This is a genomic window from Kitasatospora sp. NPDC056181, assembly GCF_042266225.1.
GTDB lineage: Bacteria > Actinomycetota > Actinomycetes > Streptomycetales > Streptomycetaceae > Kitasatospora.
On record NZ_JBHJUK010000002.1, the window covers coordinates 35,315 to 58,192 of the forward strand.

The 22,878-nt window shown below is 72.1% G+C and carries 20 protein-coding genes, 1 pseudogene and 1 riboswitch; of the genes and pseudogenes, 10 read left to right on the forward strand and 11 right to left on the reverse strand.

The window, feature by feature from the left end:
- Position 1: 1 nt before the first annotated feature.
- Entirely contained in the window at positions 2–718 is a 717-nt protein-coding gene (locus tag ACFC1F_RS01345) for a M50 family metallopeptidase (protein WP_376154859.1), read from the reverse strand.
- A gap of 156 nt (positions 719–874) precedes the next feature.
- Between ACFC1F_RS01345 and ACFC1F_RS01350 the strand changes: the two genes are divergently transcribed.
- The 8 genes from ACFC1F_RS01350 to def all read left to right on the forward strand — a co-directional run bounded on the left by ACFC1F_RS01350 (position 875) and on the right by def (position 8,878).
- The gene (locus tag ACFC1F_RS01350) at positions 875–1,627 is read left to right on the forward strand and encodes an SOS response-associated peptidase (RefSeq protein ID WP_376154860.1); all 753 of its coding nucleotides are present in this window, start codon (positions 875–877) and stop codon (positions 1,625–1,627) included.
- Between the two features lie 28 nt (positions 1,628–1,655).
- Complete coding sequence (locus tag ACFC1F_RS01355; RefSeq protein ID WP_376154862.1) at positions 1,656–2,291, forward strand: alpha/beta family hydrolase; 636 nt, start codon at positions 1,656–1,658, stop codon at positions 2,289–2,291.
- Between the two features lie 335 nt (positions 2,292–2,626).
- Positions 2,627–3,370, forward strand: coding sequence for a sigma-70 family RNA polymerase sigma factor (locus ACFC1F_RS01360; protein WP_374105976.1), 744 nt, complete (start codon positions 2,627–2,629; stop codon positions 3,368–3,370).
- Complete coding sequence (gene rsrA, locus ACFC1F_RS01365; protein ID WP_148642994.1) at positions 3,367–3,774, forward strand: mycothiol system anti-sigma-R factor; 408 nt, start codon at positions 3,367–3,369, stop codon at positions 3,772–3,774. Before ACFC1F_RS01360 ends, rsrA begins: the two co-directional genes overlap by 4 nt.
- Before the next feature lie 310 nt (positions 3,775–4,084).
- A complete protein-coding gene (locus ACFC1F_RS01370) occupies positions 4,085–5,515 on the forward strand; it encodes an HD-GYP domain-containing protein (protein ID WP_307853000.1) in 1,431 nt (476 codons plus the stop codon).
- 98 nt (positions 5,516–5,613) lie between these two features.
- The gene (locus ACFC1F_RS01375) at positions 5,614–6,912 is read left to right on the forward strand and encodes an HD-GYP domain-containing protein (protein WP_376154864.1); all 1,299 of its coding nucleotides are present in this window, start codon (positions 5,614–5,616) and stop codon (positions 6,910–6,912) included.
- 246 nt (positions 6,913–7,158) lie between these two features.
- Positions 7,159–8,148 carry a hypothetical protein gene (locus tag ACFC1F_RS01380; protein WP_209411203.1) on the forward strand — a complete coding sequence of 330 codons (990 nt, stop codon included), beginning with the start codon at positions 7,159–7,161 and terminating at the stop codon, positions 8,146–8,148.
- An 88-nt stretch (positions 8,149–8,236) separates the two neighbouring features.
- Positions 8,237–8,878: a peptide deformylase gene (gene def / locus ACFC1F_RS01385; RefSeq protein ID WP_148642991.1), complete on the forward strand. Its 642-nt coding sequence runs from the start codon at positions 8,237–8,239 to the stop codon at positions 8,876–8,878.
- Positions 8,879–8,947: 69 nt separating this feature from the next.
- On the opposite strand, the gene ACFC1F_RS01390 is transcribed toward def, so the two are convergent.
- The 4 genes from ACFC1F_RS01390 to ACFC1F_RS01405 all read right to left on the reverse strand — a co-directional run bounded on the left by ACFC1F_RS01390 (position 8,948) and on the right by ACFC1F_RS01405 (position 12,103).
- Entirely contained in the window at positions 8,948–10,003 is a 1,056-nt protein-coding gene (locus tag ACFC1F_RS01390; RefSeq protein WP_376154865.1) for a ferritin-like protein, read from the reverse strand.
- Between the two features lie 309 nt (positions 10,004–10,312).
- Complete coding sequence (locus tag ACFC1F_RS01395) at positions 10,313–11,197, reverse strand: prohibitin family protein (protein ID WP_376154866.1); 885 nt, start codon at positions 11,195–11,197, stop codon at positions 10,313–10,315.
- Positions 11,198–11,390: 193 nt separating this feature from the next.
- Positions 11,391–11,663: a hypothetical protein gene (locus ACFC1F_RS01400; protein WP_376154867.1), complete on the reverse strand. Its 273-nt coding sequence runs from the start codon at positions 11,661–11,663 to the stop codon at positions 11,391–11,393.
- Entirely contained in the window at positions 11,660–12,103 is a 444-nt protein-coding gene (locus ACFC1F_RS01405) for an ATP-binding protein (protein ID WP_376154868.1), read from the reverse strand. Before ACFC1F_RS01405 ends, ACFC1F_RS01400 begins: the two co-directional genes overlap by 4 nt.
- Positions 12,104–12,336: 233 nt before the next feature.
- Between ACFC1F_RS01405 and ACFC1F_RS01410 the strand changes: the two genes are divergently transcribed.
- Both ACFC1F_RS01410 and ACFC1F_RS01415 read left to right on the forward strand, forming a co-directional pair.
- On the forward strand, positions 12,337–13,188 hold the full coding sequence (locus ACFC1F_RS01410; RefSeq protein ID WP_376154869.1) for a helix-turn-helix domain-containing protein: 852 nt from the start codon (positions 12,337–12,339) through the stop codon (positions 13,186–13,188).
- Between the two features lie 8 nt (positions 13,189–13,196).
- Positions 13,197–13,433 (forward strand): annotated as a pseudogene (locus tag ACFC1F_RS01415) (DUF397 domain-containing protein); the annotation flags it as partial.
- Positions 13,434–13,546: 113 nt separating this feature from the next.
- On the opposite strand, the gene ACFC1F_RS01420 reads toward ACFC1F_RS01415, so the two are convergent.
- The 6 genes from ACFC1F_RS01420 to ACFC1F_RS01445 all read right to left on the reverse strand — a co-directional run bounded on the left by ACFC1F_RS01420 (position 13,547) and on the right by ACFC1F_RS01445 (position 22,573).
- Positions 13,547–14,023, reverse strand: a complete 477-nt coding sequence (locus ACFC1F_RS01420; RefSeq protein ID WP_376155047.1) for a hypothetical protein — start codon at positions 14,021–14,023, stop codon at positions 13,547–13,549.
- 82 nt (positions 14,024–14,105) lie between these two features.
- A complete protein-coding gene (locus ACFC1F_RS01425) occupies positions 14,106–15,101 on the reverse strand; it encodes a ribonucleotide-diphosphate reductase subunit beta (RefSeq protein ID WP_148644778.1) in 996 nt (331 codons plus the stop codon).
- Positions 15,102–15,121: 20 nt separating this feature from the next.
- Positions 15,122–17,527 (reverse strand): ribonucleoside-diphosphate reductase subunit alpha, encoded by a 2,406-nt coding sequence (locus tag ACFC1F_RS01430; RefSeq protein WP_376155033.1) that lies wholly within the window; start codon positions 17,525–17,527, stop codon positions 15,122–15,124.
- A 187-nt stretch (positions 17,528–17,714) separates the two neighbouring features.
- A riboswitch (cobalamin riboswitch) is annotated at positions 17,715–17,856 on the reverse strand.
- Positions 17,857–17,919: 63 nt separating this feature from the next.
- A complete protein-coding gene (locus ACFC1F_RS01435; RefSeq protein ID WP_376154871.1) occupies positions 17,920–20,064 on the reverse strand; it encodes a glycosyltransferase family 39 protein in 2,145 nt (714 codons plus the stop codon).
- Positions 20,061–21,158, reverse strand: a complete 1,098-nt coding sequence (locus tag ACFC1F_RS01440) for a glycoside hydrolase family 26 protein (RefSeq protein ID WP_376154872.1) — start codon at positions 21,156–21,158, stop codon at positions 20,061–20,063. The genes ACFC1F_RS01435 and ACFC1F_RS01440 overlap by 4 nt, the downstream gene beginning before the upstream one ends.
- Entirely contained in the window at positions 21,155–22,573 is a 1,419-nt protein-coding gene (locus ACFC1F_RS01445) for a glycosyltransferase family 2 protein (RefSeq protein WP_245204518.1), read from the reverse strand. The genes ACFC1F_RS01440 and ACFC1F_RS01445 overlap by 4 nt, the downstream gene beginning before the upstream one ends.
- Between the last annotated feature and the right edge of the window lie 305 nt (positions 22,574–22,878).

Genomic DNA, 22,878 nt, shown 5'->3' on the forward strand with positions numbered 1-22,878 from the left:
CTTAGGCCGCGGGCAGCAGCCAGCTCGCGCCGAGGGCCAGACAGGCGAGTGCGGTGATCAGGAAGAGGGCGATCCAGGCGAGGCCGGGGATGCCGGTGAGCCGGGCCAGCTGGTCGGCGTCGGAGTCCTGGGCCTGGCCGCGGCGGCGCTGGTGCTGGAGCTCCAGGACCGGCCGGACGGCGCCGAGCAGCAGGAACCAGGTGCCGAGATAGGCGAAGCCGGCCTGCACCTCGGGGGTGCCGAACCAGGAGACCAGGAAGAACGCGCCGCCGGCCAGCAGGACGGACAGGAGGCCGAAGGCGTTGCGGATCCGGACCAGCAGGGCCAGCAGCAGGGCGATGGACAGCCAGAGCAGCAGGGTGATCCGGTCGGCGGCGAGCAGCGCGGCGCCGCCGAGGCCGAGCAGGGCCGGGGTGGTGTAGCCGGCGGCGGCGGTGAGCACCATGCCGGGCCCGGTGGGGCGGCCGTAGGAGAGGGTGAGGCCGGAGGTGTCGGAGTGCAGCCGGATCCCGGCCAGTCTGCGCCGGGTGGCGCGCGCGGCGAGGCCGTGGCCGCCCTCGTGGGCGATGGTCACGGCGTTGCGTCCGATCCGCCAGAGCGGCCGCACGAGGACCAGGAGCAGGGCGGTCGCGCCGGTGGCTAGGACGAGCCAGCCGGGCGGTGCGGGCTGGGTGCCGGTGACCCGGTCCCAGACCTCGCCGATGTTCTGTGCGTCCATGTCCGTCTCCGCCTCCGTCCGGCCGTGCCCCGGCCGGGCGCGGGTCGCGGCCGCCGGGGTGGCAGCCTCCCATGCGGGGACGGCCGGGCGGGAGGCGGTGGTTCGTTCCGTGGAATGAGGAAGTGGTGAGAACGGCGGCCGTGGCAAGCTGACGGCATGTGTGGTCGCTTCGCCGCCGGCACCAGGCCGGAGGACATCGTGGAGCTCTTCGGCGTCCGGCAGTGGGACCCGGCCGAGACGCTGGCGCCCAGCTGGAACGTCGCCCCCACCGACAGCGCCTTCGTGGTGCTGGACCGGGTGCCCAAGGGGGAGTCGGCGCCGGTGCGGCAGCTGCGGGTGCTGCGCTGGGGCCTGGTGCCGGCCTGGGCGAAGTCGCCGGAGACGGCGGTGAAGATGATCAACGCCCGCTCGGACACGGTGCACGAGAAGCCCTCGTACCGGCAGGCCTTCGCGTCCCGCCGGTGCATCCTGCCGGTCGACGGCTACTACGAGTGGCAGACGCTGCCCGGCGAGCGGGGCAGGGCGAGGAAGAAGCCGTTCTTCGTCTCCAGGGCGGACGGCGGCCCGCTGGCGCTGGCCGGGCTGTACGAGTTCTGGCGCAACCGGACGGTGCCCGCCGGCCACCCCGAGGCCTGGCTGGTGACCTTCACGATCGTCACCACCGAGGCCGAGGAGCTCCTCGCCCCGATCCACGAGCGGATGCCGCTCTTCCTGGACCGGGAGTCGTACGACGACTGGCTGGACCCGGGGCAGGCCGACCCGGACGAGCTGCGCCGGCTGCTGATACCCCCGCCGCCCGGCGCCCTGCGGGCCACCCCGGTCTCGCCCGCGGTGGGCAGCATCCGCAACAACGGCCCCGAGCTGACCCGGCCATGGGACGAGCCCGAGTACGAGACCACGCTGTTCTGACCCCCCTTTCCCCTGGAGCCCCTGCACGATGACCACCGAACTCGTCCCGACGCCCGCCGGGGACGCCCGGATCACCTGGCACCGCGCGGCCGCCCCGAAGGCGGTGCTGGCGCTCGGGCACGGCGCCGGCGGCGGGACCACGGCGCGCGACCTGGTCGCGCTGGCCGCCGCCCTGCCGGCCCGGGGGGTCACCGTGGCGCTGGTCGAGCAGCCCTGGCGGGTGGCCGGGAAGCGGCTCGGGCCGGCGCCGAAGACCCTGGACGCGGGCTGGACCCCGGTCGCCGAGCTGCTGGCGGGCGGGGGCCTGCCGCTGGTGGTCGGCGGGCGCAGCGCCGGGGCCCGGGTGGCCTGCCGGACGGGCGCGGCGACCGGCGCCGCCGGGGTGGTGGCGCTGGCGTTCCCGCTGCACCCGCCGGGCAGGCCGGAGAAGAGCCGGGCGGCGGAGCTGCTGGAGTCCGGGCTGCCGACGCTGGTGGTGCAGAGCGCGGCGGATCCGTTCGGGGGCCCGGCGGAGTTCCCGGAGCTCCCGGCCGGGCACACGCTGGTGCCGGTGCCGTACGGGAGCCACGGCTTCGAGGTGCCGAAGCGGGCGCCGATGGGGCAGGACGAGGTGCTGGAGCTGATCACCGGGGCGGTCGGGGACTGGGTTCTCGGGCTGCTCTGAGTGGGCTGCCGCGGGGCGGGCCGTGCCGCTCCCGGCCGTTCCCGGCCGCCGCGGACGGGCTGTCGCCGCCCGCTCACCCGTGCGGGTGAAAAGCCGCCCGGGGGCGGGAATGCGGGCGCCGTCGGCGTGGTTGGAACCCCTGTCAGCTTGAGTCCCGGTGGAAGGCAGCACAGATGGGTTCGATCGCGTGCCCCGAGCGGCCGGAGGAGCGCGAGGCCGCCGCGGCCTTCGCCCCTGCGTGGTCCGACTGGATTGTCGCGGGCGAGAAGCCCGTCAGCCCGATATCCTCCATTTCGGGGCGGCCCGCGGTGGGTCGTGCCCGCCATGGCGAGGAGGTGGGTCCGGTCGTCGGGACCGAGCACGAGGCCGAGCCGGGCCGGGGCCCGGAGGAGAGCCTGCCCGCGGGGGAGGCGCTCACCGGTGAGGAGCTGGCCGAGGCGATCGGTGAGGACACCTTCCGGGTGTCGGCGGAGGAGAGCGAGGAGGCCCGGCGGGAGCGTTTCGAGCGCGACGCCCTGGGCTACCTGGATCCGATGTACTCGGCGGCGCTGCGGATGACCCGCAACCCGGCCGACGCGGAGGACCTCCTCCAGGAGGCGTTCGCCAAGGCGTACGCGTCCTTCCACCAGTTCCGCGAGGGCACCAACCTCAAGGCCTGGCTGTACCGGATCCTCACCAACACGTTCATCAACTCGTACCGCAAGAAGCAGCGGGAGCCCCAGCGCACCGCCGCCGAGGAGATCGAGGACTGGCAGCTGGCCCGGGCCGAGTCGCACATGTCGACCGGTCTGCGTTCGGCCGAGACCCAGGCGCTCGACCACCTCCCGGACAGTGATGTGAAGGACGCCCTCCAGGCCATCCCGGAGGAATTCCGCATCGCCGTCTATCTCGCGGACGTCGAGGGCTTTGCGTACAAGGAGATCGCGGACATCATGGGTACTCCCATCGGTACGGTGATGTCCCGACTGCACCGCGGCCGCCGGCAGCTGCGCGGCATGTTGGAGGACTACGCCCGTGAGCGCGGGCTGGTCCCGGCCGGTAGCGGGGCAGGGCAGGAAGCGAAGGGCTCGGGTTCATGAGCTGCGGCGATCCGCACGACACCGAGTGTGGCGAGGTCCTCGACCACCTCTATGAATTCCTCGACAACGAGATGGCCGAGGGTGACTACGCCAAGTTGCGGGTGCACTTCGAGGAGTGCTCGCCGTGCCTGGAGAAGTACGGGCTGGAGCAGGCCATCAAGGCACTGATCAAGCGCTGCTGCGGGTGTGACGACACCCCGGCCGACCTCCGCGGCAAGGTGCTGGCCAGGATCGACTCGATCCGGGCCGGGCAGCGGTCCGGCGAGGCGGTGGTCGCCGTCGACCCCACGGCCGAGGGGCACGGCGAGGTCGCCGGGCAGGGCCGCACGGCCCCGGCCGGTGAGGCCGTCGAGGCCGCGGCCAGGCCGGGTACCCCGGTCGAGGCGGGCGCCCCGGCGGAGTGAGCGGGCCGGCCCGCCGTACGGCGGACGGTCCGGCGCGAGGACGAGGCGGCCCCCGGAGCAGGTGCTCCGGGGGCCGCCCCCTTTCTGCTTGCGTGCGCCGTCACTCGTTCGAGTGAGTTGGCGGTGCGCCAACTGCGGCATTCCGCGATCATGCGTCCTCGTGCCGGAACGGCGGCCTATCCTCCTGACGGACGCTCACCGCCGGTCGCCCCGGCGCGCCGAGCGCAGACCGGGCCAGGACGGCGGGGAGGTCGAGATCGCTACCGACAGTGGAGACCCGGACCTGCCACCGGGTGCGGCGCGCTACCTCGTGGCCGTCCCCGTGGCGGCGCTCTGCTGCCTGCTGCCGCTGCTGGCGGCGCCGCTCCCGCTGGGCGTGCCGCGCTGGCTCGGCGCACCCGTCGACTGGCCCAAGGTCGGACTGCTGGCCTTCCTGCACGGGTGCTGGGGATCGCTCGCCCAGGGGATGCCGACGCCCTGCCTGCGACTGGTCCGCGCCCTGCTGCGCCGTCCGCTGCCCGACCGGGCACCGGCCCGGCCCTGCGCCAACGCATTCTTCCCGGTGCTCTTCGCCGGGGTGCTGATGCTGCCGCCGGCCGCCGCCGCCCTGGTCGCGGTGGTGCCCGCGCTGCTCGGCCCCGGCGAGCCGGAGGGCCGGCGGCGGCAGCTGTGGAACGGCGCCCAGCTCGCGCTCTCCGCGTTCGCCTCCTCCGTGGTCTTCCACCTGCTCGCCGGGCCGCAGCTGCTGCTCGGCTCCCGGTTCCCGGCCGCGCTGCTTCCCGGCTTCGCCTCCCTCGCCGTGTTCTGCCTGGTCAACGGTGTGCTGGTGAGCGCCATGCTGCTGCTGGCCGAGGGTCGGCGCCCGACCCTGCTGCGGCGCGGCCAGGCCGCCGCGGTCGGACTGCCGGTCCTGGTGCACGCGGCCGGCGGGCTGATGGTCGCGGTGCTCTGGCAGGGGCCGTACGGGGCCTTCGCGGCGCTGCTGGCGCTGCTGCCGCTCTCCATCTCGGCCTGGGTGTTCGCCCAGGGCCACCGCGAGCGGGACGCCCACCAGGCCACCGTCCAGGCGCTGGTGCAGGCCGTCGAGATCAAGGACGCCTACACCCGCGGGCACAGCGAACGGGTCGGCAAGGCCGCGGTGCTGATCGCAGGTCAGCTCGGCATGGAGTACGAGCGGCTGCGCACCCTGCGGTTCGCCGGCATCCTGCACGACGTCGGCAAGCTCGGCGTCGCCACCGAGCTGCTGCGCAGAAACGGTCCCCTCACCAACGCCGAACGGCGGGCCGTCGAGGTGCACCCGGTGCACGGGTACGAGCTGGTGCGCGGGATCGCCTTCCTCGGCGAGGCGCACGCGGGGATCCTGCACCACCACGAGCGGATGGACGGCCGCGGCTACCCGAGCGGGCTGGTGGGCGAGCAGATCCCCGAGTTCGCCCGGATCATCTCGGTCGCCGACGCCTTCGACTCGATGACCTCCACCCGCTCGTACCGGCGCGGCCGGCCGGTCGCCGAGGCGGTGGCCGAGCTGGAGCGCTGCTCGGGCAGCCAGTTCGACCCGGTGATGGTCCGGGCCCTGGTCGACGCGCTGGCCGTGCACGACTGGCAGCCGGTGCTGCCGCCGCCCGGCGACTGCATCCGGGCGGTGCCGGACATCCCGCTCGGCGTCCCCGAGCCGGCCCGGGCGGCCCCCCGCCGGGTGCCCGCCCAGGGCGGCACCGCGCCGACGGCCGGTCCGTCGTGATCGCGGCGACCGGGGGCGCGCGGCCGCACCGGCGGGCCCACCGGCGACCGGGCGCGCACCGGCCGTCGCGGCCCGGCGGGCCCCGGCCGGGGGCGGCGGTGCACGGGGGCACGCTGGCGGTGCACGGAGGGGCGCTCGCGCTGCTGGCCCTCGCGTTCGGCGCGGTGGCGGTCCGGGGGATCGCCGAGCCCGGGGTCGCGCTGGCCTTCACGGTGCTGGTCGCCCTCGGCGAGTGCGTCCGGATCACCCTCCCGGGCGACCGCGAGCAGGCGCCGATCGGAGCGGCCGGCGCGCTCGCCTACGCGCTGCTCGGGCCGCTGCGCGGGCTGCCGACGGGGCACGGGGTGCTCCAGACGGTCGCGGTGACCGGTGTCGGCCTGCTGCTCTCCCTGCTTCCGGCCCTCGTCCTGCCGCACCGCGTCCGGCACCACCGGCAGGCGCCCTGGCGCGACCGGGCCCGGCGCGACGGCGCCGCCCGGCGGCTGCTCGGTGCGGGCTTCGCCGCCGCCGTCTTCCAGCCGCTCTACAACAGCGGGCTGGTGGACCGGATCTCGGCGGACGGCCCGGCGTACGGGGTGTTCCTGGCCCTGGTGGCCGCACTGGCCGCGCTCTGCGACGCCACCCTGGCGGCGGTGCTGCGCCGGGACCGGAGCGGGCTGCGGTTCCCGGCGGCGCTGGAGGACGAGCTGCGGTCGCTGTTCGGGATCGGTACGGCGATCACGGCGACGGGGCTGCTGGTCAGCCTGGCCGCGGGCGAGGTCGGGCTCTGGGCCCTGCCGCTGTTCTGCACGCCGCTGCTGCTGGCCCAGGTCTCGTTCCGGCGGGCCGCCGCCGTCCGTGCCACCACCGGGCAGACCATCGCCAGCCTGGCCCGGGCCACCGAGGTGGCCGGCTACACCCCGCCCGGCCACGCCCGGCGGGTCGCCGACACGGCGTGCGCGGTCGGGCGCGAGCTGGGGCTGGGCACCCGTGAGCTCGCCCTGCTGGAGTACGCGGCGCTGATGCACGACATCGGACAGCTGTCACTGGTCGAACCGGTGCCGGACGGGGCGACCGCGCTGCTGCCGGAGGAGGAGCAGCAGCGGATCGCCCGGCTCGGGAGCGAGGTGATCAGGCGGACGGGGGTGCCGCGGCAGGTGGCCGAGCAGGTCGCCCGGCTGGCGGATCCGCCGGGCGGGCGGCCGGAGGGAGGGCCGGACGGGAGCGGGCCCCAGGTGCCGCTGGCGGCACGGATCATCCGGGTGGCCAACGCCCACGACGACCTGCTGACGGCGGCGCGCGGCCGTGGGGTGGGCGAGGCGGTGGGGCGGCTGGAGGTGCTGGAGGTGCTGCGGCTCGGGCGGGGGCGGGTCTACGACCCCCGGGTGGTCGACGCGTTGGTCCGCGTCCGGGGCTAGCCCCGGACGCGGCGGGGCGGAGGGGACGGGGAGTTCGGCCCGCTGGGGTTGAGGTGGGGCGGCGGGGCGGGCAGGCTGGGTAGGGGCGGGAGCCCGATGGCTGCGGCAACCGTGGGCGGTGGGGAGCGCGGGCGGTGGCGGGCGTGGTTGGATGCGGTCGTAGCGTGGAACACCGACCCGGGGTACCGGGCCCGTGACGCGGGAGCGGATGCGGGACTTGAGCGGACGACGACGGCAGGGACGAACGTGAGGATCTTCCACCGGGCACGGCACCGGCCGTCCGCCACCTGGCGGCAGACGACCGACCGGGCTTTCACGCTGATCGGCGACGGCCGGTTCGAGGACGCGGGTGCCCTGCTGGTGATGGCGGCCGATCTGGAGCCGTGGCTGTCCGACTCCTGGTTCAACCTGGCGCTGCTGCACAAGTTCCGCCGGGACTGGGAGCAGGCGCGGGCGGCCGGGCTGCGCGCGGTGGCGCTGCTGGACCGCGAGCACGGTGCCCCCGACTGGTGGAACCTCGGGATCACCGCGACGGCGCTCCAGGACTGGCCGTTGGCGCGGCGGGCCTGGCAGGCGTACGGGCTGCGGCTGCCGGGCGGGCCCGGGGCGCAGCCGGAGGGCCCGGTGAGCCTGGACCTGGGGACGACACCGGTGCGGCTCTCGCCGGAGGGCGAGTCCGAGGTGGTCTGGGGCCGACGGCTGGACCCGGCCCGGATCGAGGTGCTGTCGATCCCGCTGCCGTCGTCGGGCCGCCGCTGGGGCGAGGTGGTGCTGCACGACGGCGCCCCGCACGGCGAGCGGGTCGCGGACGGGGTCGCGTACCCGGTGTTCGACGAGATCGAGCTGTGGGCGCCGTCCCCGGTGCCGACGTACGTGGTGCTGCTGCAGGCGGCCACCGCGGCGGACCGGGACGCGCTGGAGCGGCTGGTCGCCGAGGCGGGGTACGCGGCGGAGGACTGGACGTCCTCGGTGCGGCTGCTCTGCCGGGCCTGTTCGGAGAGCCGGATGGCCTCGGACGACGGGCACACCGCGCACCACGATCCGCACGACGACGGGGACGCGGCCCACCCGGGGCACCTGAGCCATCTGAGCCAGGGCGCGGGCGGGATGTCCTGGCTGGTGGAGCGCGAGTGCGGGATCGCGGCGCCGGCCGCCCTGGTGCGGACGCTGCTGGACCGCTGGGTGGCGGCCTCCCCGGGGAGCCGCGCGTATCGTGATCTTGAGGAGGTCTGCTGAGCGAATCCTGAGGAGTCTGCTGAGCGAGCCGCTTACCCTTGAGCGGTACAACTCGACAGTTCTCGGATTCGGAAGCGAAAAGGCAGCGATGGCGGAGCAGCACGACCACCAGCACGACCACGACCACGAGCCCGCTGGGGACGCGGCTCAGCCGGTGAAGGTGGTCGGCGAGGAGCCGGACCTCTCGAAGGGCACCGCACGGCCGATCACCGTGTTCGGCAACCCGGTGCTGCACCGGGAGGTCAAGGACGTCACCGCGTTCGACGGTGAGCTGTCCGCGCTGATCGACGACATGTTCCAGTCGATGTACGCCGCCGAGGGCGTCGGCCTGGCCGCCAACCAGATCGGCGTGGACCTCAAGGTCTTCGTCTACGACTGCCCGGACGACGAGGGCGTGCGCCACATCGGCCACGTCATCAACCCGGTGCTGGAGGAGCTGCCGGCCGGGAGCAGGCGGGTGCTGGACGACGGCAACGAGGGCTGCCTCTCGGTGCCGACCGCCTACGCCGAGCTGCCCCGCCCGGACTACGCCGCGGTGACCGGCGTCGACAAGGACGGCAACCCGATCCGCGTCGAGGGCACCGGCTTCTTCGCCCGCTGCCTCCAGCACGAGACCGACCACCTGTACGGGTTCCTCTACATCGACAAGCTGTCGAAGCGGGACCGCAAGGACGCGCTGCGGCAGATGGCCGAGGGCACGCCGCGCTACGCGACCGTGCCGAACGCGTAACGGCCGAAGGCCTGTTGAAGGCCGGTGCGGAGGCTCCGCACCGGCCTTCTGGCTGTTCGGGGCTGCGGGCTACGGGAGGAAGAGCCACTCCGGGCCGTAGGTGAAGCGGTGGTCGAGGGGGAGCTCGACGGCGTTGATCTTCTGGGCGGCCTTGCGCATCTTCCCCATCAGAGTGGGGGCCGAGCCGACCGTGCCGTCCCCGGCATCGCTCCAGGCGGTTTCGAGGTCGTGCAGCATCTGGCTGTAGAGCTGGTTGAAGTCGTGCAGCAGCCCGGCGGTGTTCGCGTCGGGCTCGTTGCCGGGGGAGTTGATCCAGCCGCCCCCGGGGATCCGGGCGATCGAGGAGGTGTCCGGCAGCGGGATGTCAGGACCGACGAAGTCGAAACCTCCGTCCTGGCCGACGGGGACGAACTTCTTGCCGACCGCGATCTCCTTGAAGGCGTAGTAGTGGGCGAGTTCGTCCGGGGCACCGGGAAAGGGGTTGTCCGGGGAGGCGTCGGTGCCCTCGCCCTGGGTCTGGATGATGTGGATGGCGGCGAGCACGTCGTCGATGTGGTTCATCTTGACGATGTCGTTGCCGGCGCCGTGGCTGGTGAGCGTGGCCTCCACCTGGCGCTGCCCGTTGATGAGGCCGGCGAACCTGGGGAAGACGTTGGCGATGCGCTGGTAGAACGCGCCGATGGTGTTGCCGTCGGCCGCGAAGCCGAGCGGGTGCTCGGGCTTCTCGATGGCGGCGAACAGGGCGGCCGACTCGCGGCTCAGCCCGCTGAGATATACCTCCAGGCCGGGGTTGACGCCGCCGGGCAGCTGGCCGGGGTACTTCGGCACGGTGGCGGGGTCGGTGAGGACGACCCTGCCGCCGATGGTGGTGAGCATGTTGCAGACCAGCCCGAAGTGCGACATCTCGTCGAAGATGATCTCGCGGATGGTGTGGCGGACCGGCTTGTTGTTGTCCGGGTCGGTGATCGACCAGAGGGCGGTGGCGTAGGGCGGGATGGTGGAGAGCTCCAGCATGATCGCGCGCTGGAGCGCGTCCTTGAGCTCCTGTTCGGTCCAGTCCTCCTCCGCGACGTTCATGAGCTGGACGATCGCGTCGCTCTGGTAGTCGAGGATTCCGGTCGTCACGGTGGGCCCCTTTCGTTCGGCTGTGCGCCGGACCGTAACCGGGGGCGGATCGTGTGCGGAGGTCCGGCGCCGGTGAGGCCCGGGAGTTCATCCGGACGGGCGGCGTGAAGTCCTTCCCTGCCACGCCCGGTGGGGCGGAGGCCGGGGCATGGTCGTCCCACTCCCCGTCGGCCGGAGTGGGACGTCGCAAGTTCGGCGGTGCCGACGTCGCGCCGGCTGGGAGGAGAGCGGCTGAAGCCGCGGGCGGAGTGCGGTCACAGGAAGTCGGGCCGGCCGACTTCCTGTGTTGGGCCGTCCGGCCGTCCTCCGTCAGCGCTTGGTGCCGTCCACGATGACCGGTGTGCCGTTGGCGCCGCAGGGGCTGGCGTAGACGGGGTTCTTCTCGGCGGCGGCCTTGAAGGCCTCGATGCACTGGCTCAGCAGGATCTTGTCGGTGAGCGAGTTGGCGATCGCGGCGTTGGCGGCGGCGGTGCTGTCGGCCTCGATCTTGCGCTTCTCGGCCTCGGCCTTGGCCGTGCGCACGGCCGCCTCCGCCTGGGCGGTGGCCTGATCCTGCTGGATCTTCTGGTCGATGGCCTTCTGCAGGCCGTCGCTCGGCCGGACGTTGCGCAGGTTGACGCCGTTGACGAGGATGCCGCGCGGGGCGAGCCGGGCGGTGATCAGCTTGTCGATCTCGGAGGCGATCGCCTCCCGCTGCGAGCTGTAGCCCTCGACGCTGGTGTGGCGGGCGAAGACGTTGCGGACGATCTCCCGGCTGTCGGGGTAGACCAGGCGTTGCTGGACGGCGTCGGCGCTGCCGGCCAGTTTGAACAGGTCGGCGGTGTGCTGGGGGTCGATCGACCACTTCACCGTGAGGTCGGCGAACAGCACCCCGCCTTCGGAGGAGCGGACCTCGACGGTGGAGTCACCGGTCAGGTCGAGATCGGCGGGGCGGGTCGAGAAGGTGGTCACGTCGGTCAGCGGCGACTTGAAGTGGAGCCCCGGCTGCCAGGTGCGGCCGACCTTGCCGAGGCTGGTGGGCACCGCGACCTCGGTCGGCTCGACCACGTGGACGAAGGTCGTGAGCCCCAGCAGCAGCCCGAGACCGCCGGCGAGGATGCCGGTGAGGGTGACCGGCCAGGAGCCGATCTTGCGCCACCGCAGTATGAGCAGGCCGAGGCCGACGGCCAGGAACAGCAGGGACAGGATGAGCATGGTGAGGTCCCTCGGGCTGGAGTGATCAGGGCGGACGGCCGCAGCCTAGGTAGCCGGTTCGCGCCCTGAGGTCGCTTCAGGTGATGTTCATACGATCACTCCCTCCCGTTGGCCATCAGCGCTCGTGCGGGTCCCGCCGGTGCATGCCCGGCCGGACCCGCGCGGGCCCCTCGCGCAGGCGGGGGCGGGGAGTTCAGGGGGTGCGGGTGGTGATGGTGATGGGGTGGGCGGTCCAGCCGGTGAGTTCGCCGACGTAGAGGGTGGTGCTCCAGCTGCCGCCCCGGGAGAGGCAGTGGGCGACTCCCTCGCCTCCGCCGGGGCCGAGGCAGATCCTGATGAAGTCGCGATGGGCCTCGCGGACGGCGAGTTCGCGGACGTGCTCCCAGAGGACGGGGAGCGCGTGGTCGAGGCTGGGGAAGAGGGTGGGCGCCATGATGCCCTCGATCTCGGCCCGGACGGTGGTCACGCGGCGGTCCCCTCGGGGGAGATGTGGCACCAGACGAACTTGCCGATGCCACCCCTGCGCGGGCAGCAGCCCCACCGGGTGGCCAACTCGTGGACGAGGAGCAGGCCTCGGCCGGCCTCGTCGGAGTCGGCGGCGTCGCGGAGGGTGGGCCTCCCGCTGTCGGCGTCGTGCACCTCGATGCGGAGGGTGACGTCCGGGGCGAGGTGGAAGCGGACGAAGATCAGGCGTCCGCGCGGGGCACGGGAGTGCTGGACGGCGTTGGTGACGAGCTCGCTGACGAGCAACTCGCCGGTGGCAAGGAGGCGTTCGCCGGAGGGGTGCGGGAGGAGGAAGGAGCGGAGCTCCTGGCGTGCGGCCCGGGGGGACTTGCGGTGCCGGGGCAGCCAGCAGGTCTGCTCGGTGGGGATGGGGGAGAGGGAGGGGGAGACGGTTTCAGGCATGGCGGGGCCACCTCCGGGGTGTGCGGGTGACAGCGGCTGAAGAAGGCATGGGCATGCCCGGGTGAAGAGCCCGCCATGATCACGTTGTGTCTCTAGCGGACTACGTTGAGTAGCATGCTCCTGGGGACTTCTAAAGTGCAAGTCCCTACTTTGGAAGTGATCAAAGATTGTTGTCGATGCCGGGGGGAGGCAGACTGACAGCTCACAGAAGTGGGGAGGTCGCGGCGGTGCCCGTGAACAGGAACCCGACAGTTCGGCAGCGTCGGCTGGCCCGAACGCTCAAGGAGCTGCGGACAGAAGCGAATCTGACGATCGCCCAGTCGGCTCGGCAGCTTGCCTGCGCGGAGAGCAAGATCAGTCGGATCGAGGCTGCTCAGTCGGGTATTCGGCTGGTGGATCTTCGACTGTTGCTCGACCTCTACGGGGTGGCGGAGTCCGAGACGCGGAGTCGGCTGGAGGCCATGTCGCGCGAGGGTCGTCTGCGTGGATGGTGGGATCGCTACTCGGACACGCTGTCGCCGCTCTATGCCGACTTCATCGCACTGGAATCCGATGCGTCGGACATGTACAGCATCCAGACGTTCCTGGTGCCGGGTCTCCTGCAGACCGAGGACTACACGCGTGCGGTGGTCCGTGCCCAGATAGAGGATGCGACGGCCGAGCAGGTCGAGCAGCTGACGAAGGTCCGTCAGGAGCGTCGCGCGGTTCTCACGCGGGAAGCGCCGCTTCGCATGTGGGTCGTCCTCTCCGAATCCGTGCTGAAGCATCGGATCGGCGGCCGGTCGGTGATGCGCGAGCAACTCGACTGCCTGATGACGAGTGCTGAGCAGCCGAACATCAATATCCAGGTCCTGCCGGAGGAATCCGACGTTCACGCTGCGCTCTTCGGCCCTGTCGCCATCCTGAGTTTCCCCGAGGCGACAGAGACGGACGTGGTGTACGTCGACAGCCTCCTCAGCACGCTTTACATCGAGGAGCCGGAGGAAGTGTTCAAGTACACCAACCTGTTCCGCCGTGCCCTGGCGGAGTCGCTGCCGCGTACCGAATCGGTCGCACTCATCGAGCGTGCAAAGGACAAGGTCTAGAAATGAGTATGTTCCTGCCGTCTGCTTCCGCTGCCGGGCTCGAGTGGCGCAAGTCTTCCTACTCGGGGGCCCAGAGCGACTGTGTCGAGGTGGCCGAGGTTGTTGTGGCCGCGGCTGCCGGACGTGAGTGGCACAAGAGCAGCTACAGCGCGGTGCACGAGTGCGTGGAGACCCGATTCTTGACGCCGGGTGGAATGGGCGTCCGGGACTCCAAGGACCCGGGCGGGCCCGCTCTGCTCTTCGCGGCGGTGGTCTGGTGTTCCTCCCTCGGTGGGTTCTTGCCCGGCTTCTTCCCCACCTATATAAACAACAGTGGTGCCCCGCACGGGCTGTGGCCGTGCGGGGCACCACTGTTGTTTCAGGTGAGGTTGTCGACCCAGAAGAAGACGGTCCGCAGGATCACGCCCGGGGCGCCGGCGCCGAAGCCGAGGACCATGGCCTGGCCGATCGCGACGTCCGTCGGGTCGATGCCCTGGGACCAGGTGATCCCCGCGTCGCGGCCGGGGATGGTGCTCCCCGGGGCGTACGAACGGAACGATCCGCGGGCGTGGGCGATGAGGGTGCCGTTGCGGCGCAGTTCGGCGCGGCGGAGGCTGGTGGGCCTCAGCTCGTAGCTCCGGTCGCCGACGACGGCGGTCCGAGTGCGGTTGCGGGTCCGGCTCGTCGGCACGTGGTGCCCGTTGATGTTCATCGCGCCGTGGTCGCGGTCGGGCACCACCGTGACGGCGGGCATCCCCGCCCCCTGGATCCGCGCCACGACGGACGGCCGGCGGTCGTAGTTGATCTGTATCGGCCCGAAGGGGCCTTCGATCACACGCTGTTGGAGCTTGGGCATGCCTGGGCTACTCCTGAACACCGGGTACCAAACAGCGGAGCCGCCGTGACGGCAGCTCCGCTGTTCGCTGAACGATCTTGATTTAGAAGTCGTCGTCGAAGGCGACCGAGCCCTCGACGGCGACCTGGTACGCCGAGACCCGACGCTCGAAGAAGTTGGTCAGCTCCTGGACGTTCTGCAGCTCCATGAAGCCGAACGGGTTCGTCGAGCCGTACCGGATCGGCATGCCCAGGCGGGCGAGGCGCTGGTCGGCCACGGCCTGGAGGTACTCGCGCATCGACGCGGTGTTCATGCCGGGCAGGCCGTCACCGCAGAGGTCCTGGGCGAACTGGAGCTCGGCCTCGACGGCCTCCTCCAGCATCTCCGTGACCTGCTTGGCCATCTCGTCGTCGAAGAGGTCGGGCTCCTCCTCGCGGACGGTGTCCACCACCGAGAACGCGAAGTCCATGTGCATGGACTCGTCGCGGAACACCCAGTTGGTGCCCGTCGCGAGACCGTGCAGCAGGCCCCGGCTCCGGAACCAGTACACGTACGCGAACGCGCCGTAGAAGAACAGGCCCTCGACGCACGCCGCGAAGCAGATCAGGTTCAGGAGGAACGCGCGGCGGTCCTCCTTGGTCTGCAGCGAGTCGATGTGGTCGACCGCGTTCATGTACTTGAAGCAGAACTGCGCCTTCTGGTGGATGGAGGGGATGTTCTCCACCGCGGCGAAGGCCGCGTTGCGGTCCTCCGGGTCCGGAAGGTAGGTGTCCAGCAGCGTCAGGTAGAACTGGACGTGCACGGCCTCCTCGAACAGCTGGCGCGACAGGTACAGGCGCGCCTCCGGGGAGTTGATGTGCTTGTAGAGGCTCAGCACCACGTTGTTCGCGACGATCGAGTCACCCGTCGCGAAGAAGGCGACCAGCCGGCCGATCATGTGCCGCTCGCCCTCGCTGAGCTTGGCGAGGTCGGCGACGTCGGAGTGCAGGTCCACCTCCTCGACGGTCCAGGTGTTCTTGATCGCGTCCCGGTACCGGTCGTAGAACGACGGGTAGCGCATCGGGCGCAGGGTCAGCTCGAAGCCGGGGTCGAGCAGCATCTTGCGGTCGTCGGGGGTGCTCACTGGCAGGCCTCGCAGGACTCGGGGTTCTCCAGGGAGCAGGCGATGGCGTCCTGCTCGGCCTGGGTCATGGTGGGGGCGGGAACCGGCACGGGCGCGGCGGTGCGGGCGGCACCGGACGCGGCCTGGGCGATCCGGGTCGCCGGGCGCGAGCGCAGGTAGTAGGTGGTCTTCAGACCGACCTTCCACGCGTACGCGTACATCGAGCTGAGCTTGCCGATGGTCGGCGCCGCCATGAACAGGTTCAGCGACTGGCTCTGGTCGAGGTACGGCATGCGGGCCGCGGCCAGGTCGATCAGCGCGCGCTGGGGCAGCTCCCAGGCGGTGCGGTAGAGCGAGCGGACCTCGGCGGGCAGCCAGTTCAGCTCCTGCACCGAGCCGTTGGCGTCGCGCAGCGCGTCCCGGGTCTGCTGGTCCCAGACACCGAGCTCCTTGAGCTCACGGACCAGGTACGGGTTGACCTGGAGGAACTCGCCGCTCAGCGTCTCGCGCTTGAACAGGTTGGACACCTGCGGCTCGATGCACTCGTACACGCCGGCGATGGAGGCGATGGTCGCGGTCGGCGCGATGGCCAGCAGCAGCGAGTTGCGCAGGCCGGTCTCGGCGATCCGGGCGCGCAGCGCCGTCCAGCGGTCGGCCCAGGCGGGCGCGGCCGACGGGAAGTGGTCGATGTGCAGCTCGCCGCGGGCGGCGCGGGTCTCGCCGTACGCCTCGTGGCGGCCCAGCTGCTCGGCCAGGTCGGCGGAGCGCTCGTACGCGGTGAGCATGATGCGCTCGGCGATCAGCGTGGAGAGCTGCTTCGCCTCCGCGGAGTCGAAGTCGATCCGCAGCTGGAAGAAGACGTCCTGGAGGCCCATCACGCCCAGGCCCACCGGCCGCCAGCGGGAGTTGGAGGTGCCGGCCTCGGTCGTCGGGTAGAAGTTGATGTCCACCACGCGGTCGAGGAAGGTGACGGCGGTGCGCACGGTGGCGTCCAGCCGCTCCCAGTCCATGGCGTTGAGGAGGTCCTCGACGGACGCGCCCGGGGCCACGTGGGCGCCGAGGTTGACCGAGCCGAGGTTGCAGACGGCGGTCTCGGAGTCGTCCGTGACCTCCAGGATCTCGGTGCAGAGGTTGGAGCTGTGCACCGTCCGGCCGGGCAGCGCGGTCTGGTTGGCGGCGCGGTTGGAGGCGTCCTTGAAGGTCATCCAGCCGTTGCCGGTCTGCGCCAGGGTGCGCATCATCCGGGCGTAGAGGGTCTGTGCGGGGATGGTGCGGACGGCCTTGCCGGCCAGCTCGGCCTTGCGGTACGCCTCGTCGAAGTCGGCGCCCCAGAGGTCGACCAGCTCGGGCACGTCGGCCGGGGAGAACAGCGACCAGTCCTCGTTGGCGTTGACCCGGCGCATGAACTCGTCCGGGATCCAGTGCGCCAGGTTGAGGTTGTGGGTGCGCCGCGCCTCCTCGCCGGTGTTGTCGCGCAGCTCCAGGAACTCCTCGATGTCCGCGTGCCAGGTCTCCAGGTAGACGCAGGCCGCGCCCTTGCGGCGGCCGCCCTGGTTGACGGCGGCGACCGAGGAGTCGAGGGTGCGCAGGAACGGGACGATGCCGTTGGACTTGCCGTTGGTGCCCCGGATCAGGCTGCCGCGCGAGCGGATCCGCGAGTACGAGAGGCCGATGCCGCCGGCGTGCTTGGAGAGGCGCGCGATCTGGGCGTACCGGGAGTAGATCGAGTCCAGGTTGTCCAGCGGCGAGTCGAGCAGGTAGCAGCTCGACATCTGCGGGTGCCGGGTGCCGGAGTTGAAGAGGGTCGGCGAGGAGGTCAGGTACTCCAGCCGGCTCATCAGGCCGTACAGCTCGGCGACCTCGCGCACCGACTGCTCGCTGTCGCCGACCGCCAGGCCGCAGGCGACGCGGAGCAGGAAGTGCTGCGGGGTCTCGACCACCTTGCGGGTGATCGGGTGACGCAGCAGGTAACGGGACTGCACGGTGCGCAGGCCGAAGTACTCGAAGCGGTCGTCGCCCTTGGCGTCGATCAGCGCGTCGAGCGCGGCGGCGTGCTTGGCGACGAAGTCGGCGGTGACGTCGCCGATCAGGCCCTCGGCGTGGCCGACGGCGATCGAGGCGGAGAAGGAGACCGAGCCCTGGGAGACCGCCTCGTCGACGATCTCCAGCGCGAGCAGCCGGGCCGCCAGCTTCGAGTACTGCGGGTCCTCGGCGATCATCGACGCTGCGGCGTCCACGGCCAGCCCGCGCAGCTCGGCGAAGTCCGAGCCGGCGTGGCGGCCGCGCAGCGCGGCGGCGGCGACATGGCCGGGGTCCACCTGGGGAAGGTCGACGCTGCGGTCGGTCAGCAGCCGGAGCAGCGCACCGCCGGGGTCGGAGACCGTCGGGTCGGCGGGGGCGGAGCTGGAACCCTGGGCGGGCAGGGTGGCTGAGGCAGCGGTGGTCAAGGCGCTCTCTCCTGGCGGCGATCGGCGGCGGTGGATCGGGGCACCGGGCCGTTTGGGGCAGGGGAGCACGGCGCGGCGGCCGGACGGCTCCGCGCGACGGTGTCATCCCCGGCCCGCCCGCGAGGCCCGGAAGTACTGCTGTGCTGGAGGCCTCTGCGGGGAGGCCGGGCGGCACGCCGTCGGCAGGTACTCGGACTCGCGGACTCTGGTCGGAGCCGCCCGCACACCGCTGCGGGGCAGTCCCGGATTCGCACCGGGTTCCCCTGCGTCGACAGCAGGGACGAGCATACATCTAGTGGCGGCTGACTTTCGCGGCACCATATGTAGTAGCCGGTGTGTCGCGGGGCGTGGCCCGGCGCTCCGGGCTCTCAGTGCAGCAGGAACACTTTGTACGTGCCGGAATCGCCCGTCGGGGAGCTGAACTGAGCGATCAGTCGGTAGCGTCCGCCGGCCTTGACCGCCTCGCTGACGGCCCGGTCCGTGGCGGTGGGCGCGGTGCTGTCGAGGACGATCATGGTGAACCAGGCGTTGCGGATCGCGGCGACCGTGCCCTCGTCCCCGTGGTGCATCACCCCGGCGGGATCCCGGTAGTCGGTCCCCTTGCGGGCCGAGACCCACTGCTCGGGCTTGCTGACGGCGCCCAGGTAGTACTCGGGCAGTCCGTCGACCTCGGTGAGGTAGCGGCCCTGCGGGGTGGTGTGCAGGCGCAGCACGCCGAGCAGCCGGCCCGAGTCGGGCCCGTCCTGGTACCGCAGGGCCGACTGCTCCAGCCCGAGGGCGAGCAGCACCACCCAGACCAGGATGCCCAGCTGGGGGTTGCGGAAGTGCGCGCCGACCAGCCTGGTGATGCCCACGCCGGCCAGCGGCGCGGCGAAGAGCATGCCGAAGCCGAGGTGGCGGAACATCACGCCGGAGGTGCCCAGGCACGCGTACACGACCGGGATCAGCAGCGCCGTCGCGCACAGCGTCACGCTCAGTGTCGTGCGGCGCAGCCGGGACGCCGTGATCGCGGCGTCCTCGGGCGACTCGTTCAGCCGCTCGCGGAGCGAGTAGGCGATCCCGCCCGCGCAGGCCAGCACGGCGAACAGGCCGCTCCACTGGACCGCGGAGAGGAGGACCGAGCCGGCCGGGCGGGCCTCGTGGCCGGCCGCGGGGGACCAGGCCCAGACGTCGTCCAGCAGGCCGGACACCAGGAGTCCCCCGAGGGCGCCCGCGGCCAGGAGGAGGGCGCGCCCGGCGGCGGGCCCGCGGCCCCGGTAGGGCCAGGAGGTGATCAGTGCTAGGGCGGCCAGGACGGGCACCGCGATCACTGCGGCGTACTCCACGGCGGCCGCCAGCGCAGCCGCCGGCACGGCCAGCAGGACGGTGGCCACGGGGGCGCGGGCGGTCCTCACGACGATCCAGGTGGCGAGCGCCACCAGGGCCACCGCGAGGGCGTCCGGAGCGGCGTAGAAGCCGACGACCACGGTGGACTGCAGGACGGCGTACGCGGCGGCGGTGCAGATGGCCACGCGCTCGTTGAAGAGCCGGCGGGTCAGCGAGTAGAGCAGGGCGGTGGTGGCCAGCGCGAGCACGAGGCTCACCAGCCGGGCCCCGAAGATCCCGCTCGCGTTGGCGGCGGCGCCGGCCAGCGGGGGGTAGAGCCAGGGCGACCCGGGGATCTGGCCGATCAGGTCGGTCGTCACCGGGGTGCCGTGGAGCAGGTGGTCCAGCTGCTGGCGGCCGACGATCATGGCGACGGCCTCGTCGGGGTGCGCGGCGCCGAGCAGGCGCAGCGAGAGCGCCGCCTGGACGGCCAGCACGCCGAAGAGCAGGCCGCGGCCGATCCAGCGGCGCCGGGGGCTGGAGGCGGGGTCCCAGCCGGTCGCGGGGACGGCGGGGATCGTGTACGGCGCCAGCTGGACGGCCGGGCCGTCCTCGCCGTCGCCGGGGTGGGCGCGGCCGTGCGTGTCGCCCTCGGCGTCGTCGTGCTCGTCGGCCGGGTCGTACGCGTGGTCCGCCGGGTGCCCGTCGGCGGGGTCGGGGTCGGGGTCGGCGGGGTCGGCGGGGTCGTACGGCCGGTCCGCCGCGTACCCGTCGGCGGGGTCGTACGGCTGGTCGGACCCGTGCGCCTGGTCCGGGCCGTGCGCGTCGTACCCCTCGGCCGTGGCGGAGTCGTGGGTCGCGTCGGCGTCGAGGGTCGTGGCGGTCCGGCGGGCCCGACGGGAGCGTCTGGGCCCCTCGGTCACGGCGGCCTCCTCGGCCGCGCCGGCGTCGTGGGCCACGGCGGTCCCCTCGGCCGCGTCGGCGTCGAGGGTCGCGTCGGCCCCGTGGGTCGCGGCGGTGCCGTGGCTCGCGCCCGTGCCGTCGGCCGCGGCGGTCCGGCCGGCGCGCCGGGAGCGCCTGGTCCCCTCGGCCCCCGCGGCCGGCCCGTTCTCCCGCGGGCCGGGCGGACGGGCCCGGGAGCCTTCGTCGTCCGGGGTCCGGACCGGGGTCTGCGGGGTGAACCAGGAGTCGGTCTCTGAAGGCATCATGGGTTCCGGATGTCGAAGCCGTAGCGGGGATCGGACGCGCGCTGCTTGTAGTCCGCGAGCGTCTGCGGGGTGATCTCGATGCGCCAGTCCGCCCGCTTGACGATGTTGAACCAGACGAAGCCGACGAGGTCGTCGTGCGCCTCGATCCCGCTGAAGAGCTGGTCGATGTCCGCGCGCTGGCGCTTGCCCTGCTGGGAGGCCGTCTCGCTGATGAAGAACGGCTTCTGGCTGAAGGTGCGGATCTCCGCCATCGTCGGCCCGTAGAGCGCGTCGAAGGTCTTCGGCCCGGTGAGGGTGAAGTAGCCGGTCATGCCGGCCCAGTCCACGTAGGTGTCCCCGGGGTAGTAGGGCGCGAGGCGGGTGTTGGGCGCGGGGTCGGTGATGTTGGGGCTCCAGACCCAGATCACGTTGGTCGCGCCGGCCCGGTCGAAGATGTCGTGGACGCGGCGCCAGGCCGCGACGAAGTCCTCGGCGCTGGCGGCCTGCCGGCCCCACGGGTACCAGTCGCCGTTCATCTCGTGGGCGATGCTGATGGCGATGGGCAGGTTGAGCTTGGCGGCGGCCTTGGCCACGCTCTTCACGTAGTCGTCGGTCTCGCCGGCCGCGATCGCCGCCATCGAGGGGGAGTGCGGCTCCCACGCCATGTAGGGCAGCGCCCCGGCGTCGTAGATCCGGCGGACCCCGGCGGTGTCGAAGCCGTCGCCCCAGCCCGCGTAGTACTCGAGGACGTTCGGCTGCTTGCCGATCGCGGTGGTGTAGCCGCCCAGCGCGTCCATCTTCGCGGGGACGTCGGGCAGCGCGGCGCCCAGGTACTTGCGCTGCGGCTTGAGCAGGGGCGTGACGTCGTACGGGAGGTCGGCGGCCGGGCCCGCCGGCTTCCGGGCCGGGGCCGGGGCCGCGGTCGCGCCGCCGGTTCCGGCTGGCTGCGGCGCGGCGGCCTCGGGCACGGCGAACCCCGGGTCCGCGGGGCCGCAGGCGGTGGCCGGCAGCAGGGTGGCGGTCAGCAGCGCGAGCACGGCGAGCGGACGGCGCAGACCTGTCCGGCGGCGGGCGGACACGGCGGACACGGCGGGTACGGCGGGCACGGCGATCACACAGCTTCCGTGGGACGCGGCTGGACGAGGACTCGGCCCACGATGACGGCGTAGAAGAGGCCGGAGGCGAGCACCAGGGCGAAGTTCAGCGGGCCCATGGTGAGCATCCGCCAGATGCCGGCGCCCACCCAGAGGGCGGCGGTCCCGCCACCCCAGACGATCATGCCCGTCCAGAACCGGCGGGTCTTGTTCTTCTTGGCGCCGCTGGAGCCGGTCGGCTGCCAGGCCATCCGGTTCTTCCGCAGGATGTCCCAGATGGCGAAGACGTGCGCCCAGCCGTACATCATGCGGGCGGCCCAGGCCTCCAGCCGGTACGGGTTGCGGTGCCAGAGCGGGAAGATGAGGGTGGCGTACACCAGGCCCGGGATCACCAGCATCGTGTTCTCCCACCGGATCAGGTCGGGACGCATGAGCAGCAGCACGATGGGCACGAGCGGGGAGACGATGGTGAACAGCGCGGTGTGGATGTAGTAGAAGAATCCGGACATGTAGCACATCCGGGTTATCAGCCGGAGCTTGGTGCCCCAGAACTTCCGGCTGCCCAGCAGGCTCATCGAGCCGGTGCACCACCGGTACTGCTGGTTGAAGAACCCGCCGACGTTGTCGGGGCAGACCCCGGCCGCCAGGGCTATCGGCACGTAGTGGAGGTTCCAGCCGAGCCGGCGCAGGTCGAAGCCGGTGTGCACGTCCTCGGAGTGCTCGATCAGCGTGGTGCCGCCGTTCTGCTCCAGCGCGGCCCGCCGGTAGAGGGCGCAGCTCCCGACGCAGATCGCACCGTCGTTGCGCTGCCGGGAGACCTGCACCGTCCGGTAGAAGAGCTCCTGGACGGCGCCGGCGCCGCGCTCGATCCAGTTCTGGGAGTCGAGGATGCGGAAGAACTGCGGGGATTGAACGATTCCGAGCCCGGGGTCGTTCTCCATGTAGGGGAGGAGCTCGTCGAGCAGGTCGGAACGGGGTGCGAAGTCGGCGTCGAGGATGAGGATGTAGTCGCTGTCGGAGTTGCGGAAGCCGAACTGGAGGTTGCCGGCCTTCTTGAACCAGCCGCGGTTGTTACGCGTGCCGTACACGAACTCGAAGTCCACGGCCATCTGCGCGAGTTCGGGGCTGTCGCTGTCGTCCAGCACGTAGGGGGTCACTTCGCCCGGGTACTGGTCGCGCAGCCTGGCGACGTGCGTCCAGGTGTTGTGCAGCACCTCGATGGGCTCGCCCGCGACGGGCAGGAACACGTCGACGGTCGGGTACCGCTCCGGGCGCCAGCCGCGCACCAGCGCGCGGTGGCCCTTGAGGTCGAAGGTCTCGTTGAACCCGTGCACCCAACGGGACATCAGGTAGTAGACGACGGTGAACGCCAGGAACGGGACGAAGAGCCAGAACCACGGCGTCGCCCGGAGCAGGCCGACCTCGCTGGCCACCATGGAGCCGAAGCTGAGGAGGGAGAAGCAGGTCAGCACCCAGAGGTGACTGCGCGTGTAGGAGTACTTCTCCACGTTGTCCGGAGGCTGCGGGAGCAGGCCGCTCGGCACGCGGGCGCTCGCGTCCTGTCGGGTTCTCCGGCGTGAGGTGGCTGCTCTCCTGCCGCCCGTGAGCTGCGTACTCTCGGTGACAGTCACTTGGCTCTCTCCCCCAGAAACCGTATCGAAGTGGACCAGAAGCGACGTGGGTCGTTCGTTCCACGGCCGCATGGACGTCAGGATCGTACGGGAAGCGGTCCGGTGAAGCT

Excerpts from the sequence above, each read along its gene's own strand:
- ACFC1F_RS01345 (WP_376154859.1), bottom strand. The coding sequence starts at position 718 with ATGGACGCACAGAACATCGGCGAGGTCTGGGACCGGGTCACCGGCACC.
- ACFC1F_RS01350 (WP_376154860.1), top strand. The coding sequence starts at position 875 with ATGTGTGGTCGCTTCGCCGCCGGCACCAGGCCGGAGGACATCGTGGAG.
- ACFC1F_RS01355 (WP_376154862.1), top strand. The coding sequence starts at position 1,656 with ATGACCACCGAACTCGTCCCGACGCCCGCCGGGGACGCCCGGATCACC.
- rsrA (WP_148642994.1), top strand. The coding sequence starts at position 3,367 with ATGAGCTGCGGCGATCCGCACGACACCGAGTGTGGCGAGGTCCTCGAC.
- def (WP_148642991.1), top strand. The coding sequence starts at position 8,237 with ATGGCGGAGCAGCACGACCACCAGCACGACCACGACCACGAGCCCGCT.
- ACFC1F_RS01395 (WP_376154866.1), bottom strand. The coding sequence starts at position 11,197 with ATGCTCATCCTGTCCCTGCTGTTCCTGGCCGTCGGCCTCGGCCTGCTC.
- ACFC1F_RS01405 (WP_376154868.1), bottom strand. The coding sequence starts at position 12,103 with ATGCCTGAAACCGTCTCCCCCTCCCTCTCCCCCATCCCCACCGAGCAG.
- ACFC1F_RS01420 (WP_376155047.1), bottom strand. The coding sequence starts at position 14,023 with ATGCCCAAGCTCCAACAGCGTGTGATCGAAGGCCCCTTCGGGCCGATA.
- ACFC1F_RS01425 (WP_148644778.1), bottom strand. The coding sequence starts at position 15,101 with ATGCTGCTCGACCCCGGCTTCGAGCTGACCCTGCGCCCGATGCGCTAC.
- ACFC1F_RS01435 (WP_376154871.1), bottom strand. The coding sequence starts at position 20,064 with ATGATGCCTTCAGAGACCGACTCCTGGTTCACCCCGCAGACCCCGGTC.
- ACFC1F_RS01445 (WP_245204518.1), bottom strand. The coding sequence starts at position 22,573 with ATGGTGGCCAGCGAGGTCGGCCTGCTCCGGGCGACGCCGTGGTTCTGG.